The sequence below is a fragment of the Aliiroseovarius sp. Z3 genome, assembly GCF_029105185.1.
Classification (GTDB): domain Bacteria; phylum Pseudomonadota; class Alphaproteobacteria; order Rhodobacterales; family Rhodobacteraceae; genus Aliiroseovarius.
Genome location: NZ_JAFMZK010000004.1, coordinates 69,827 through 84,504 on the forward strand (window position 1 = coordinate 69,827; position 14,678 = coordinate 84,504).

At 57.1% G+C, this 14,678-nt stretch carries 15 protein-coding genes; 6 read left to right on the forward strand and 9 right to left on the reverse strand.

Translation table 11 applies throughout. From position 1 onward, the window contains the following. Positions 1 to 80: 80 nt before the first annotated feature. The 4 genes from nhaA to J3R80_RS08480 all read right to left on the reverse strand — a co-directional run bounded on the left by nhaA (position 81) and on the right by J3R80_RS08480 (position 4,449). Positions 81 to 1,916, reverse strand: a complete 1,836-nt coding sequence (gene nhaA, locus J3R80_RS08465) for a Na+/H+ antiporter NhaA (RefSeq protein ID WP_275393337.1) — start codon at positions 1,914 to 1,916, stop codon at positions 81 to 83. Between the two features lie 63 nt (positions 1,917 to 1,979). Then, positions 1,980 to 2,165 (reverse strand): PLD nuclease N-terminal domain-containing protein, encoded by a 186-nt coding sequence (locus J3R80_RS08470; RefSeq protein ID WP_275393338.1) that lies wholly within the window; start codon positions 2,163 to 2,165, stop codon positions 1,980 to 1,982. Between the two features lie 85 nt (positions 2,166 to 2,250). Next, a complete protein-coding gene (locus tag J3R80_RS08475) occupies positions 2,251 to 3,057 on the reverse strand; it encodes a formate/nitrite transporter family protein (RefSeq protein WP_275393339.1) in 807 nt (268 codons plus the stop codon). Between the two features lie 3 nt (positions 3,058 to 3,060). Then, positions 3,061 to 4,449 (reverse strand): mechanosensitive ion channel family protein, encoded by a 1,389-nt coding sequence (locus tag J3R80_RS08480; protein WP_275393340.1) that lies wholly within the window; start codon positions 4,447 to 4,449, stop codon positions 3,061 to 3,063. A gap of 171 nt (positions 4,450 to 4,620) precedes the next feature. Here J3R80_RS08480 and J3R80_RS08485 point away from each other — a divergent pair, with 171 nt between their 5' ends. From J3R80_RS08485 to J3R80_RS08495, 3 genes are all read left to right on the forward strand, one after another. After that, a complete protein-coding gene (locus J3R80_RS08485) occupies positions 4,621 to 5,088 on the forward strand; it encodes a CreA family protein (RefSeq protein ID WP_275393341.1) in 468 nt (155 codons plus the stop codon). A gap of 90 nt (positions 5,089 to 5,178) precedes the next feature. After that, positions 5,179 to 6,294 carry a hypothetical protein gene (locus J3R80_RS08490; RefSeq protein WP_275393342.1) on the forward strand — a complete coding sequence of 372 codons (1,116 nt, stop codon included), beginning with the start codon at positions 5,179 to 5,181 and terminating at the stop codon, positions 6,292 to 6,294. 9 nt (positions 6,295 to 6,303) lie between these two features. Further along, positions 6,304 to 7,119 carry a mechanosensitive ion channel domain-containing protein gene (locus J3R80_RS08495; protein WP_275393343.1) on the forward strand — a complete coding sequence of 272 codons (816 nt, stop codon included), beginning with the start codon at positions 6,304 to 6,306 and terminating at the stop codon, positions 7,117 to 7,119. Positions 7,120 to 7,415: 296 nt separating this feature from the next. Here J3R80_RS08495 and J3R80_RS08500 read toward each other — a convergent pair whose 3' ends face one another. From J3R80_RS08500 to J3R80_RS08520, 5 genes are all read right to left on the reverse strand, one after another. Further along, positions 7,416 to 7,835, reverse strand: a complete 420-nt coding sequence (locus J3R80_RS08500) for a CBS domain-containing protein (RefSeq protein ID WP_275393344.1) — start codon at positions 7,833 to 7,835, stop codon at positions 7,416 to 7,418. Beyond that, the gene (locus tag J3R80_RS08505) at positions 7,832 to 8,185 is read right to left on the reverse strand and encodes a P-II family nitrogen regulator (RefSeq protein ID WP_275393345.1); all 354 of its coding nucleotides are present in this window, start codon (positions 8,183 to 8,185) and stop codon (positions 7,832 to 7,834) included. The genes J3R80_RS08500 and J3R80_RS08505 overlap by 4 nt, the downstream gene beginning before the upstream one ends. Beyond that, the gene (locus tag J3R80_RS08510) at positions 8,182 to 8,964 is read right to left on the reverse strand and encodes a DUF1538 domain-containing protein (RefSeq protein ID WP_275393346.1); all 783 of its coding nucleotides are present in this window, start codon (positions 8,962 to 8,964) and stop codon (positions 8,182 to 8,184) included. Before J3R80_RS08510 ends, J3R80_RS08505 begins: the two co-directional genes overlap by 4 nt. Further along, positions 8,961 to 9,704, reverse strand: coding sequence for a DUF1538 domain-containing protein (locus J3R80_RS08515; protein WP_275393347.1), 744 nt, complete (start codon positions 9,702 to 9,704; stop codon positions 8,961 to 8,963). The genes J3R80_RS08510 and J3R80_RS08515 overlap by 4 nt, the downstream gene beginning before the upstream one ends. A gap of 160 nt (positions 9,705 to 9,864) precedes the next feature. Beyond that, complete coding sequence (locus J3R80_RS08520; RefSeq protein ID WP_275393348.1) at positions 9,865 to 10,773, reverse strand: LysR substrate-binding domain-containing protein; 909 nt, start codon at positions 10,771 to 10,773, stop codon at positions 9,865 to 9,867. A 115-nt stretch (positions 10,774 to 10,888) separates the two neighbouring features. Here J3R80_RS08520 and J3R80_RS08525 point away from each other — a divergent pair, with 115 nt between their 5' ends. Genes J3R80_RS08525 through J3R80_RS08535 form a run of 3 tightly spaced genes read left to right on the forward strand, consistent with a single transcriptional unit; the run spans position 10,889 to position 14,671 of the window. Continuing rightward, positions 10,889 to 11,950: a dipeptidase gene (locus J3R80_RS08525; RefSeq protein ID WP_275393349.1), complete on the forward strand. Its 1,062-nt coding sequence runs from the start codon at positions 10,889 to 10,891 to the stop codon at positions 11,948 to 11,950. A gap of 51 nt (positions 11,951 to 12,001) precedes the next feature. Continuing rightward, positions 12,002 to 13,597, forward strand: coding sequence for an ABC transporter substrate-binding protein (locus tag J3R80_RS08530; RefSeq protein WP_275393350.1), 1,596 nt, complete (start codon positions 12,002 to 12,004; stop codon positions 13,595 to 13,597). Then, positions 13,598 to 14,671: an ABC transporter permease gene (locus J3R80_RS08535; protein WP_275393351.1), complete on the forward strand. Its 1,074-nt coding sequence runs from the start codon at positions 13,598 to 13,600 to the stop codon at positions 14,669 to 14,671. Positions 14,672 to 14,678 lie beyond the last annotated feature (7 nt).

Consider the following 14,678-nt stretch of genomic DNA (forward strand, 5'->3'; position numbering starts at 1 on the left):
ATCACCAAACCGTTTCGGCCCGAGCAATGTATTCTCGTTAACCGAAACGCTGGCATAATTGTTCAAGAACGCTTTACCGATCACGAAGCCGGGGTTTCTGCGGGCTGGTCTTCGGTCCTTTTGTGGACCGCGCGGTGAGCATAAACCAAAATGACACTGCCGAGCACCGCCGCAATTACCGAGGCAAGCAGGACGGAAAGTTTTACCGACTCCAATTGAATGCCCGTAAAGGCCGAGTTGGCGATGAAAATCGACATTGTGAAACCAACCCCTGCCAAACACCCCGCGCCGAGAACCTGCATCAAGTTGATCTCTGACGACAGGCGACCCAGACCGAGTTTCGCAGCGACATAGACGAACAGGAAGATGCCCAGCGGCTTGCCGACGACCAAACCCAGGATCGTACCAAGGCTTTCAGGTGCCGTGAAATGCACGCTGTCGGCAGTGATCAGAAGTCCGGTATTGAAGAATGCAAACAGCGGCAGAACAAGGAAGTTGATCCAGTTCTCCAAGGCATGTCTCACATGAACACCCGGCGCGCCAAGCCGGTCCATGATGGTTTGCAATTGCATGAAGGTCGGGGCGGCAACGATGTTTTCTGAACCGATCTGTTTGTCACGCTCGAACAGTTTTGCAGTCTGGGCAGCCACTGCGGCCCGGTTGGCCTTTGCACGGCTGGGCAAGGCAATGGCGGTCAAAACACCTGCCAGGGTCGCGTGCAGACCGCTTTCATGGATAAAATACCAAAGAACCACCCCAAGGATCAGATAGGGTGCGCGCCAATAGATCTTGCCAACATTCATTGCCATCATTGCTGCGAAGATGACGCAGGCTGTGATGAAAGCTGCAAGGTGAAATCCATGTCCATAGAATGCAGCGATGACCAGGATCGCACCCAGGTCATCCACGATGGCCAGTGCCGAGACGAATATTTTCAAAGACGTCGGCACCCGATTGCCCAGCAGCGCCAATATGCCAAGGGTGAATGCGATGTCGGTCGCCATGGGAACGCCCCAGCCATGCACCTCTGGGGTGCCCCAGTTCAGTGCTGCATAGATCCCGGCGGGCACGAGCATGCCACCTAATGCGGCGATGACCGGCATTGCCGCCGCCGTGCGGTTTGACAGCTCGCCCTCGACAAACTCGTGCTTGATCTCGATCCCGACCAAAAGGAAAAACAACGCCATCAGGGCATCATTGATCCAGGCCAGCAGGCTAAGCTCTAATCGCCAGCTTCCGGCAAAAAGGCCGATGCTGGTGTTTCTGAGGGCATCGAAAAAATCGAAAAACCCGACGTTGACGAACAGCAGCGCAGCCACCGTCGCAACAATCAGCGTCATGCCTGCGGACGCGGCCCAATCGATAAAGCGGTACGCGGCGACCTCAAGCCGGACGCCCAGCGGACGCTCAATCGCTTCCAGCAGCGCGGCTTCATCCCAAACGCCCTGATAGAGCGTCCCATCGAAGAACAGATAGGGGGCCGACGGTGGAACCTCTTTGGACAGTGAGTTGCGGTCATGTTGGATACGTTGGGCGACGTCGGGTGCGTCCAGATCCGCTTCAAATCTGGCCAGATCGAGTCCGAGCTTGTTTGCCAGCTTGATGACGGATGGGCGCGTATATTTGGGCGGTGCTTCAAACAGTGCAGTGAACATGTCGAAAAAGCGGCCCTGTTGTCCGGCTGCGATGGCGGCCCGCGCTGCAATGTCTGCCCGTTTATCGCCTTCAGGATAGGTGAAGCGAATGGCGACCGTAACCTGATCAGGTGATAGCCGATCGGCCAGTCGCAGAATGATATCCCGAAGACGCCGGGTGGGCTTGTCGGTAAAGTCGACAAACCAGACAATCCTGCGGGCGGCGGTTTCATTGCCGATGACGAAATCACGGTTGGGGTCGTAGTCTTTGTTCAGCACCATCGCTTTACCTTCATCCTAAAGTGGCAGGTTGTCCTTCTGCGAATGGGTGTCCAGTCGGGCGCGTCAATCCACACTGCGGGGGCCAAACAGCAACCAGACAAGAAACCCAAATATCGGCAGCAGCAGGATAAAGACCGTCCAAAGCACCTTGGAAAGCGGCGACGAACGAGAATTCAGAGTACTGTATATGGCATATATATCAAGGGCTAAGACGATTGCGCCGCCCAAGCTCATGGTCATGTTGTTCATTGGCATGCCTTTCGTTGTCTGAACACAGATCATGCGGTGTGGCCCGCGTTTACATCATCGCACCAGGGGGTGCATCCCGACTGTGTCAGTCGATGTCGCGACGAACCTGCCCCCATGCGAGCATCGCGAAAATTGCTGTACCACCTACCACATTGCCCGCCAGAACCGGCAGGAAGAAACCAAACACTGCCTGTTGCAGTCCAAGCCCACCCGTGACCATCAGGTATGCCATTTCCACCGACCCAGCGACAATATGAGTAAAATCTCCCGCGGCGATCAGCCATGTGAACAGCACGATGATCGACACAGACGAGGCGCCGGCCTCGGGCAGCATCCAGACAATGGCGGCGACCAAGATGCCCGCCGGAATTGCTCGGGCGAAACCTTCGGCAGGCGGCATGCCGGTGGCGTGACGCGACAACTCTTCGATCGCTGGCAGGATCTCGGCAGTGATGGCGCCGCTATGGGCATAGAAAGTCGCGATTGTAAAAGCACCTATTACGTTGGCAAACAGAACGATCGCCCACAGGACAACGATCCTGTTAAGCACGGGCCAGCTTGGGCTGTGCAGAAAGGGCAGGACTGTCGTGATGGTGTTTTCCGTGAACAACTGCATCCGCCCGATGATTACCATCACGAAACCTAAAGAGTACCCAAGATTCTCGATCAGATAGCTATACCCCGTATCGGGCAGATAGGTCCGCAACACCGCCTCGCCCAGAACCGAGAAACTGATGACAATCCCGGCGGACACACCCGACCAGAACAGGGACCCGTTGCTGCGTTCCAGTTCTTCGTCACCGCTGCGCCGGATCACTTCGTAAACCGTAGTAGCGGCCAGTTTTCTGGCGTCTTCGATGGCCTGCTCTTTGGCGATTTCTTCTTCGGTCATGTGTCAGCCTTCCAATAGGTTGCTGTCTTTATCGCCTTCCACCTGCACTTGCATCTGCGGCTCCAGATTGTCCACCTCGTTTGACAGGTCTTCGTCGATCGCCGTGTGTTCTGGCGCGCGCTTGGGCGTGGGTTTTGGCGCGATTGGCGGCTTGGCCTGGTCTGCGGATTGTGCAGGTGCCAATGGAACACCCTCTGGGAAGATGATTTCGCGCGCTTCATCCGGCATGCTGATACCGGCGTCGTTCAACGCCTTCAATACGCGCCGGATCAGGACCGATTTCAGTTTCAGCGGTGAAATCGCTTCTCCATCGAACCAATAGTAGATCTTGATGATTACGGTGGATGCACCCAGCATATCGGCAAGAACCATCGGCTCGGGCTCGTTATATATCGCGTCATGTTGTGATAATTCGCGCAGAATGATTTCTTGCACGTCGCCGATCGAGGCGTCATAGCCAATGCCCACTTCGAATGATCCACGACGGCTGGGGCTGGCCGAAAAGTTTTCGATTGTCGCTTTGAAAACAGCGGCATTGGGGATCTGAATATGATTGCCCTCGGGCGAAACCAGAACTGTGCTGCGGGTGTTCATGCTGTGCACGACGCCTTGGTGCCCTGCCACGTCGACAAAGTCTCCGCGCCGAAAAGGTTGTCGCAGGCTAAGCAGCAGACTGGCCAGAAAGTTTTCGGCAATGTCACGAAAGGCGAAACCGATGACGATCCCGATCACACCCGCACCGCCAAGAACCGAGATTGCAAGCTGCGTCAGACCCGCGATCTGAAGCACGATGTACAGCCCAACCAGAAACACTGGCAACGCGATGAAGCGCGCAGTTATGTCGCGCAGGAACGGCGAGCCGAGCCGCTCTTTCAACGCCCACCGGGCCAGCCGCGCCACGCCCGTTGACAGAAACAGCGCCACCGGCAGGATCAAGAACGCCAGCAGGATCAGTGGCGCAGCGGCGACTGTCTTGTCCCACAGGTTGCGCAGTTCCGAGATCGCCGGGTCGACCGAGAAATCCGCTTCTTGCGCTACCGCCAGTCGATTGACGACAGCGACCACGCCATCGGTTTTCGCCGCCAAGTCACGGGCCCAGTCTTGTCGCTTGGACGAGGCTGCAGTGCCGTCCAGAAAGACGATCCCGTCCTGAACCTCTACCTGAACACCCTCATACCAACCGGTTGCTTTCAGGATCGCCTGAATGGGCGCTGCAATCTGGTCATCCCGCACGTTTTCAGTGACCGAAATGGTTTGCTCCGTATCGACCACTTCGGTTTCTATCCCGTCGTCAATCCCCTCGCTGCTGGATTGGGCCAGCACTGACCCCGACGGCAATGATGTGGCCAGAAGCAGAGCAACGGCCAAAACCTTTGTGATAGTGATCCCCATGGTATGTCCCAGAATTACCTTTGTTTAAGAACATAAGATGACCTGAATGGTTCCCGAGGGCGATGCCTTTTTTGGGTTTGCGGCTGTAACGTTATGGGGTCGGGGTCGCCTTTCGTCTAAACTCAACCCAAACACGCCGAAGGGAAAGCATCAAGAATGGATGTCAAGCCTATGAAATCATACAAAAAAACGCTACTCTGCTTGAGCTTGTTGAGCTTTGCAGGTCTCATCCCCGCACAGGCTGAGCAGGTGGGAAATGTCGATGTCGATTGGCTGGGCAATGACATCGTCATCGAAGCGATCAAAGATCCCGATGTCGAGGGCGTTACCTGTCATGTCGCCTATTTTGAACGCGGACTGGTGGATCGTTTGTCCAACGGTAACTGGTTCGAAGACCCATCCAACAGCGCCATATCGTGCCGCCAAACCGGGCCAATTGTAATCGGTGATATTGATCGTAGTGACGAGGGCGAAGATGTATTCAGCCAGCGCATGTCGATCATCCTTAAAAGCCTGAGGGTGAAACGCATCTTTGATGACGCCAATCAGGTGTTGATCTACATCGCACATGCCCGCGAGGTGGAAAGTGGATCAGCGAAGATGTCGATCTCGACCGTTCCGCTTTACCGTCCGCAGTGAATATGGGTTTGAGAAGGAACATCATTGCTTTTTCCAACTCATGCCGCACATTGATCAAGGACATTTCTTAACCCGCCATACAGGTCCCGAATGACAACATCCTTGCTTCCAGCAGAACTTGTGCCCGTTGATGGATATGACTGGCCCCGCGCGCCTGCATCCAGTTCTTTGAAGGATGGGTATCGGCGGATATGGGAGAAGCTGAGGGTGCTGGACGATCGTAATGTCGACCTGTTGCCCGATGGGCTGGAGCGGTTGCCGGAATCATTGATTCCCGACGACTTGTGGTCCGCCTTGCGCGCGCATCAGTACGCCTGTCTGGACCGCGTTTATCTGGATTGGGCGCGTCGCAAGGATGGTCCAAACACCGTTTGTGCATTTGTGATGATGCCAAGCGTACCGCACGGCTTTCTCGCTGATTGGGCCGCAGATCGCGAGTTGGATTTGGTCGATGCCGCCGCGGTGCCGACCGGGAAAAATGCCCTGATCGTTCCCGACATTTCATCTTTGGTTCGGCGGACGCTGGAAGGCCGGGCGGCGATGCGCGCTTATCTGACCGAACTGAATGACGCGTCGCGTAATGTGCTATTGGGGGTGTCCAGTTGGACGTGGACCTATCTTGCCCAGACCTCTGCCATCGAGGCGGTCGTGTCGGATGCGCGCTGTTTTGCGCCGTTCAGGGACCAAGATCTGGCAGAGCTGATCAAAACCCACATGGGGGAAGAAGTGTTCAAATCCGCGGAGTCTGGCGATGATATTTTGCCCAAGGATGACAGCGACGAGGTTAACGACCCGTATTTGAAAACCCTTGCTGCCCGGGCCTATGGCTGCCCCTGGGCGGCGATCAGGCTGCTGGATGCCGCGGTGAAGCGGGAAGTGGATGGTGACGGCGAGGATGCAGACGGTGATAGAGACGGCGCGACTGATGGGGCAACCTGGTTGCAGGATCCGGCCTCGCCGCAATTGCCGGCGCGTTTCGAACGCATCAGCTGTTTTCTGTTGCATGCGTTGCTGATTCACGGCCCGCTGGTTGCGAAAGACGTGGCGGCGGTTCTGCCGATTACGATACCGGTTGGGCTTGTCGCCGCGTTGGGGCGGATCGGATTGGTGGATGACGAGGCGGGGAAGGTATCTATCCCGCAGTCGGCCTATCCGCATGTGCGGCGCATTCTGGCCGAAGCCGGCCTGCCACTTGATCAGATTTAGGATGCTGCGATGAATGCCGAGAACTACGATCTGACCCGAGTGTTTAACGAAATGTCCGGCTGGACGTTTATGCAGATCGCCCTGGTGATCCTGCTGTGTTTCCTGCTTTATCAACTGCTGCGCTATACCGTGCCGCGGGTGGCCGAGCACCTGCCTGCACGGTTCCGCCTGCTTGCCCTGAACCTGATACCGCTGGCGCGACTTATCCTGTTCGCGGTCGCCTTGGTCACGATCACTCCGATGATCTTCAATGTGACGCTAAAGAACTTCGTGTTGGTGTTGGGCACGGTGGGCGTGGCGTTGGGGTTTGCCATCAAGGATTGGGCCACCAGCGCCGTGGCTGGCATCGTGGCAATATTCGAACGTCCCTATCGCTCGGGCGACTGGATACGAATTGGCGATGACTATGGAGAAGTGATTGATATCCACACGCGGTCGGTGAAGTTGCGCACCGCTGATGACGATGTTGTCACAATTCCACATTCCCGCATTTGGTCCGAGAACATCTCTAACGCCAATGATGGGTCAAAAACCCTGATGTGCATCGCCGAGTTCTTGGTCGCGCCAGACCGATCAACGGCAGGAATTATCGACATTCTGACCGATGTCGCCCACACCAGCCCATATCTTGATTGGTCCCGGCCCGTGAAGGTGATCATGCATAACGAGGTTTATGCCACACGTGTGCGATTGAAAGCCTATCCGTTCGAGCTACGGGATCAGTTCAACTTCGCGACAGACCTGACCACGCGCGGGCGTGACGCCTTGATCAATGCCGATATCAAGATCGTTTCGACACCGGAGTTCGGGACCACCCCAAACTGATCGCGAACCCAAGGGGCTTTCGTTTCTTATTGCAAGTGACTGCAATAAAATAGGAACGCCTTACCAGACTGATTCATTATACGTCTTGTTGTCGCCCTGCTGTTCATATCACTGATCAACAATGACGGCGTTCTTGCACCGCTTGGATGACCCGACGGGCGACAGTTGCGGATTTTGCGGCAACCACGGGGCAGCTTTCAAGTTGGAGCAGTTTTGCGGCCAGTATGAGGTTACCCCGCAACGGGTGTTGTGCCTCACACAAAACGTGGGTCAACTGCTGGGCAAGGTCAGGCGCGTCAGTCCGGGTGGTCGGATGCCGCCGACGCCGCCTCGGCCAAGGTCAGCTCACGCAGGCCGACCGTGCCGATCAGCTCATCATCTTCCACCACCAGTGCGACATTCAGATTCAACCGTGTCAGCAAACGGATCGCATAGCGGGCCTGCATATTGCCGGAAATGTTGACGGCCGGCTTTTCCATCACTTCGTAAACGCTGACCCGTTCGGGGGCGCGGTTTCGGGCAAAGACCTGCCGTGCGATCATGCTGATCGTCAGAACGCCGAACTCGTCATCAGGGGATCGCTTTTCGATCACCATCGTGTCGTGGCCGGATGCCTCAAAGATACGTAGTGCTTCAGCTACTGACGCTAAGCCATTGATGATATGCGGGTCTTCCCGCACGGCGTCGCGGACGCGGGTTTCTTCCGGCTGGCTCATAATTCGTCCTTTTCTAACGAGGCTTTCAGGGCTTTCACCTGTGTTTCAAGCCCGATTGCGTCTTCGATGTCGATCTGGAAGACCACGCCGCGACCCGGTTCTTTCAAGAACTCGCCCGCAGTGGAAATGGTTTCAAGGATGTTGGCGGCAAGGTGTTCCTCTACCAAAAACAGCGCCATATCCCGCTGCCCGGCAACCGTCAGGCCCAGAAAGGTCTTCTTCTTTTCCAACCCTTCACCGCGGACGCTGGTGATCACCGTGGCCCCGGTGGCGCCTGCACTGCGCGCCGCGTCAACAATGACGTCCGTATATGCATCCTGCACAAGCGAGATGATCAGCTTGAACTTCATTTGATGTCCTCCGTTTTGGCATCCGGCGCGGACGGTGCGTCCCGTCGCGCGCTATTCCATTGCACCAATTGCGCGTAGCCCATGACCGTGATCATGGGAAACAGGCTGGCCAATGCGATCAATCCGAAGCCGTCAAGTGCGGGGCTGCGGCCCGGCACGGTCGAGGCCAGCCCAAGCCCCAGCGCAGCAACCAACGGAACGGTGACGGTCGACGTCGTAACGCCGCCGCTGTCATACGCCAGTGGTACGATGTTCTTCGGCGCAAAAATAGTCTGCACGATCACAACCGCATAGCCTACGATCATGTACATATAAAGCGGGGTTCCCGTGACGATACGATAAGTGCCGAACACAAGGCTGAGAGCAACGCCCACCGCAACCGCGATGCGCAACCCCCATTCCTTCACCGTTCCCCCCGAAACCTCGCGTGCCTTTATGGCCACCGCAATCAGGGATGGTTCGGCAATGGTGGTCGAAAACCCGATGGCGAAGGCGAACAGATAGGTCCAGCCATGTGCGGACCAATCCGTGGGGTCGCCCAGGAAATCGGGGTTAGTCAACTGGCGGGCCATGGCTTCGCCCAGCGGAAACAACGCTTCCTTCAAACCGAACAGGAACAAGCCCAGACCCAGAACGACATAGACGCCGCCCACCAGAACGCTGCGCAGATGAGGCACTGGTTTGCGAAGCACCACAGCCTGAAAGAAGATCAGGACAACGAGGATCGGCAGCACATCCTTGATGGTCGCGATGAAGGTGATCAGCAATTCATGGATCATTGCATCGACCCCACGATCCCGAATCCCAGCACGAAAACGATGGGCAAAAGACTGGCAAAAGCAACAAGGCCGAATCCGTCGATCATTGGATTGCGGCCCTTGATGACGCTGGCCAGGCCGACACCCAACGCGGTTGTCAGGGGCACGGTTACGGTCGATGTCGTCACGCCGCCACTGTCATAGGCAATGCCGATGATCTCGGCTGGGGCGAAGGCGGTCATGATCACGACCAGCACATAGCCCCCGATGATCAGGTAATGGATGGGCCAGCCCAGAAGGATTCGCATGACGCCGATAACAAGGGATGACCCGACCGCCGCGGCAACCGTGTATCGCAATGCATCAGCATAGCTGGTCTGCGCCCCCTCGCTTGGGCCAACAGCCCCGATGTCGGACATGACCCGCGCGGCTTCGCGGGTGACGGCGATCAGGGCTGGCTCCGCCACGGTGGTGCCAAACCCCAGCGAGAAGGCAAAGATCAAAAGCCAGAACAGACTGCCTTTGTTGGCAAAGGCATCTGCAAGAGATTCTCCGATGGGAAACAGCGCAAGCTCCAACCCCCGAATGAAGATCGCCAGCCCGGCCATGACAAACAGCAGCCCGATCAACTTCTCGCCCACATCGTCCAGGGGTTGCCGTAGGATCAGAAACTGAAAAACAGCCACGACCGCCACAATGGGCGCCAGATCGCGAGCCGTGCCAAGTGTCAGATACGCAAGGGATTTTATCTCGTCCAGCAACGGGTTCCTGCCATGTGCCTGGATCAAGCAGGTGGACCCGTCAGGTCGCGACCTCTGTCACCGTGTCATCTCGCCCGATACTAGAACCAAGCCCGTTGGCATACAATTCGGTTCTTGCCCTAATGGGCGGGCGTCAACGTCATGTTGCCCAGTCCGGCAATCACGCCTTTTGCGAGAAGGGGTCTTTTGCGGTGTGCAATCTAAGGTGCCTCATGAACGCGCGTGCAACGCTTGAAGTAGGCCGGTCATCCGAGGACACGAAATAGCTGCGGTATTCAATCTGCGAGGCAAAGGGGCGAAAGACGACATCGTCGGATCTGTATTGCACAATCGGAAACGGGTTCACGATGGTCAGCCCCAAGCCTTCCTTCGCAAGATCCACCGCCGCAAACGAGGTCGAGGCTTCGGCGACAATGCGCGGCGTGCTGCGGTGCGCTTGCAGCACTTTGTCCAGTTGCGCGCGCCGGGCATGGCGGTGCGTCAGCGCCACCACCGCCTGTTCGTGCAGATCGGCGGGATGAATGATCGGCCTGTCCGCCAGCGGGTGATCGTGCGGCATTGCACAAACCGCGCTGGCAGAGCGGTAGGGTGTCAGCTTCACACCATTCCGTGTCAACTCAACCCCGCTGACGCCCAAGTCAAATCGACGGTCGAGGATGCCGCGAATGACGTCTTCGGACGGAGCAACATCAAGGCTCACGTAAAAATGCGGGTTTGTTTTTAGGAAGGTGGCGATGTGATGCACCAGAAACCGATGGGCATAGGTGGGAGGGGCGATCAGGCGCAGGGTTTCACGCGCCATTTCGGGCGGGCCGTCGATCCGGTCTAGCGCCTCGAACAATGGATCCAGCCGTCGGTTCATCTGTACCGCCTCGCTGGTAGGGCGCAGCCGTCCGCCTTCACGTTCGAATAAAATTCGGCCCGTGCGGGCCTCAAGGCTGGCGATGGAGCGGCTGATCGCGGATTGGGACAAACCCAGCCTGACCGCCGCTTTTGACGTCGTGCCGCTTTCCATCAACGCGCGGAGCGCCTGATATTCGGGCAGACTGTGCCAGGATTTGGTCGGCATAAGGGCCTCTCTTCATAAGTGTAATCATTCTATGAGAAAATATCATGTATATTTCTCTCGTCCATGAGGAAACCTGTCATAAGCTGACGCGGTGTTGCCTTGGGGGAATTCAAACGTGACAGGCCAAACCACACCTTTGGTGTTTGACGGGCACAATGATGTCTTGCTGAAGCTCTATCGGGCTGGCGGCAAGTCCGCGTCGCGCACATTCTTGACAGGCCGCGACGGAGCGATTGATGTGCTGCGGGCGCGGGCAGGTGGCTTCGGGGGCGGCTTCTTCGCTGTTTACATTCCATCGCCGGTCGATGCGGATTTCAAGATGGAGGAGATGGCGAAGCCCAGCTATGATCTGCCGCTGCCCGATCCCATCGACTGGGAAGACGGGTTTCCCGTGGCGATGGCGCAGATCGCCATTCTGTTTGATCTTCAGGATCGTGGCGCACTGACCGTGTGCCGCACGGCTGCACAAATCCGCAAGACACTCGACGCAGGCCACATCGCCGCAATCCTTCACATTGAAGGGGCAGAGGCGATTGACGCTGAACTGAATACGCTTGAAGTGCTGTATCAAGCGGGTCTGCGCTCACTCGGCCCGGTTTGGAGCCGGTCGACGATATTCGGTCATGGTGTTCCATTTCGCTATCCCGCCACGCCTGATATTGGGGATGGTTTGACCGATCACGGGTTACATCTGGTCCGTCGGTGCAATGAACTGGGTATCATGATAGACTTGTCCCACCTGAACGAAGCCGGGTTCTGGGATGTCGCCCGTCATTCCACCAAGCCTTTGGTCGCGACCCATTCGAACGCCCATGCGATTTGCCCCCATAGCCGCAATCTGACGGACAAGCAGCTGGCCGCAATCCGCGAAAGCGATGGGATGGTCGGGCTGAACTTTGCCGTGGCTTTTCTGCGAGGTGACGGTCGAATGCTGGCCGATGTTCCGCTGACGCAAATGCTGCGCCATCTGGACCACTTGATCGAGCATCTGGGGGAAGATCGGGTTGGATTGGGGTCAGACTATGATGGGGCCGTTGTGCCGGAAGACCTGACGACTTGTGCCGATCTGCCGAAACTCAGGCAGGCGATGGAACAACACGGATATGGCGAGGCGCTGATAACCAAGCTTTGCCATGAAAACTGGCTGCGTGTGCTGGAAAAAACATGGGGGGAATAACCCCAACCGGCATGCAGCCCAAATGATAACTGAACAGGAGAGGTTCAAAATATGAATACCATCAACAGATTGCTGACAAGCGCCGCGATCGGTGTGGCCGTGGGGGTATCGTCCTTTGCAGCTTATGCCGAAACGCCCGCAAATATGCTGGTCATCGCTAACCGTATTGACGATGTGACCACGCTGGACCCGGCAGAAAGCTTTGAATTCGCTGGCTCGGACATCAGCCGCAATGTGTATAGCCGTCTGGTCTATCTGGATCCGCTTGATCTGGCTGCCGGCTATAAACCCGGACTTGCCGAAAGCTGGGAGGTCAGCGAGGACGGCAAGACCATCACCTTCACCATGCGTGAAGGCGTCACTTTCCATTCGGGCAACCCGGTTCGGGCAGAAGACGCCGCGTTCTCGTTGCAACGAGCGGTGATCCTGAACAAAACGCCTGCCTTCATCCTTACCCAATTCGGGTTTACGCCGGAAAATGTCGCCGAGACGATCAAGGCGGACGGCAATAAACTGATGATCACCACGGACCAGCAATATGCGACCTCGTTTGTGCTGAACTGTCTGACCGCCACCATTGGCGCGATCGTCGACAAGGAAACCGTTATGGCCAACGAGGTCGACGGCGACATGGGCAACACCTGGCTGAAAACCAACTCGGCTGGCTCGGGCCCCTATGTGCTGGACAGCTGGAAACCGAATGAAAGCGTCACGCTGACCTCTAACCCCGATTATTATGGCGGTGCACCGGCGATGGAGCGGGTGATCGTGCGTCACGTGCTGGAAAGTGCCTCTCAACGTCTGCTTCTGGAACGCGGTGACATCGACATCGCCCGCAACCTGAACCCGGAAGATATTGCCGGTGTGATGGAAGCTGGCGGGATCAAGGTCGAAGACGAGCTGAAAGGCCGTCTGATGTATTTTTCCCTGAACCAGAAACACCCGGAACTGTCCAAGCCCGAGGTCCGTCAGGCGTTCAAATATCTTGTCGATTACGAGGGTATGAAAAACAGCTTCCTGAAGGGGCAGTATACGATCCATCAGAACTTCCTGCCCGCGACCTATCTGGGGGCATCGGAAGAAAACCCGTTCTCGCTGGATATCGAGAAAGCCAAGGAACTGCTGGCCGCCGCGGGTGTTGAAGGGCTGGAAATCGAAGCCGGTGTGCGCGAGGCGCAGGAACGGATCGAGATCGCGCAATCCCTGCAAAACACGCTGGCGCAGGTCGGGATCACGCTGAATATCACCGTCGGCACGGCGAAACAGATCCTTGCCCGCTATCGCGCGCGTGAATTGGACTTGTATCTTGGGGCATGGGGCCCGGACTATCCCGACCCGCAAACCAACGCCGGGACCTTTGCCTATAACCCCGACAACAGCGACGAGGCACAGGCCACCGGCCTTCTGGCCTGGCGCAACGCCTGGGATGCCGGTGGGCTGACGCCGAAGGTCGAGGCTGCCGTGACCGAAGGCGACCGCGACAAACGCATCCAGATGTATCAGGACATTCAGGCCGAATTTCGCGACATCTCGCCCTTCGGGATCATGTTCCAGCAGATCGAACAATCTGCCCTTCGCGAGAACGTGATGAACTGGTCGACCGGACAGGCCGTGACCTCGGCCGCTTACTGGCAGGTCACCAAGTAAATGGCCCTGAGCGAAGACAATCACGAGAGGCGCCCGCCAAGGGCGCCTCTTTCTGACGTGGTGTGGCCGGTGGCGCGCACCACGCTGCGGACCTTTGGATCAATCGCGGTGACGCTGCTCGGGCTGTTGTTCGTGACATTCATCATCGGGCGGGTCATGCCGATTGATCCGGTGTTGTCAATCGTGGGTGAGCGCGCCTCGCAATCAACCTATGACGCGGTCTATCAGCAGCTTGGGTTGGACAAGCCTCTGATTGTACAGTTTCTTTACTATATCTGGGATGTGCTGCATCTGGATTTCGGCATTTCGCTTCTGAACGCGCGCCCGGTGTCCGAGGATATCGCGCGGGTGTTCCCAGCCACGCTGGAGCTTGCCACGCTGGGCATCCTGTTCGGCGTCGTTCTGGGCGTGCCGCTGGGGGTGCTGGCCGCCGTGCGCAAGGGATCGTGGATCGACCAGGTCGCGCGGGTCGTTGCGCTTGTTGGATATTCCATGCCGATTTTTTGGCTGGGCCTGATGGGGCTGCTTGTTTTCTATGGAATACTTGGCTGGGTCGGTGGACCGGGCCGCGTGGGTATCTTCTATGTTGATGTGGTGCCCAGCGTCACCGGATTGTTGCTTGTGGACGCCGTGCTTGACGGGAACTGGGATGTGTTCAAGGACGCGTTTTCCCACATCATCCTGCCTGCATCGCTTCTGGGCTATTACTCATTGGCCTATATCAGCCGGATGACCCGGTCGTTCATGCTGGAACAACTCAGCGCCGAATACGTCACAACAGCGCGCGTCAAGGGCATGTCGGAATGGGACGTGATCTGGAAACACGCGTTCAAGAACATCCGCGTGCAGCTGATCACCGTGATCGCGCTGAGCTATGCGGGCCTTCTGGAAGGCTCGGTCCTGACCGAGATCATCTTTTCCTGGCCTGGCATCGGCAGCTATATCACCACCGCGCTTCTGTCTGCTGACATGAATGCGGTGCTTGGCGGCACCGTCGTGGTCGGGCTGGTCTTCATCCTGCTCAATATCTTCTCGGACCTGCTCTACAAGGTCTTTGATCCACGCGCGAAATAGGCGGGAC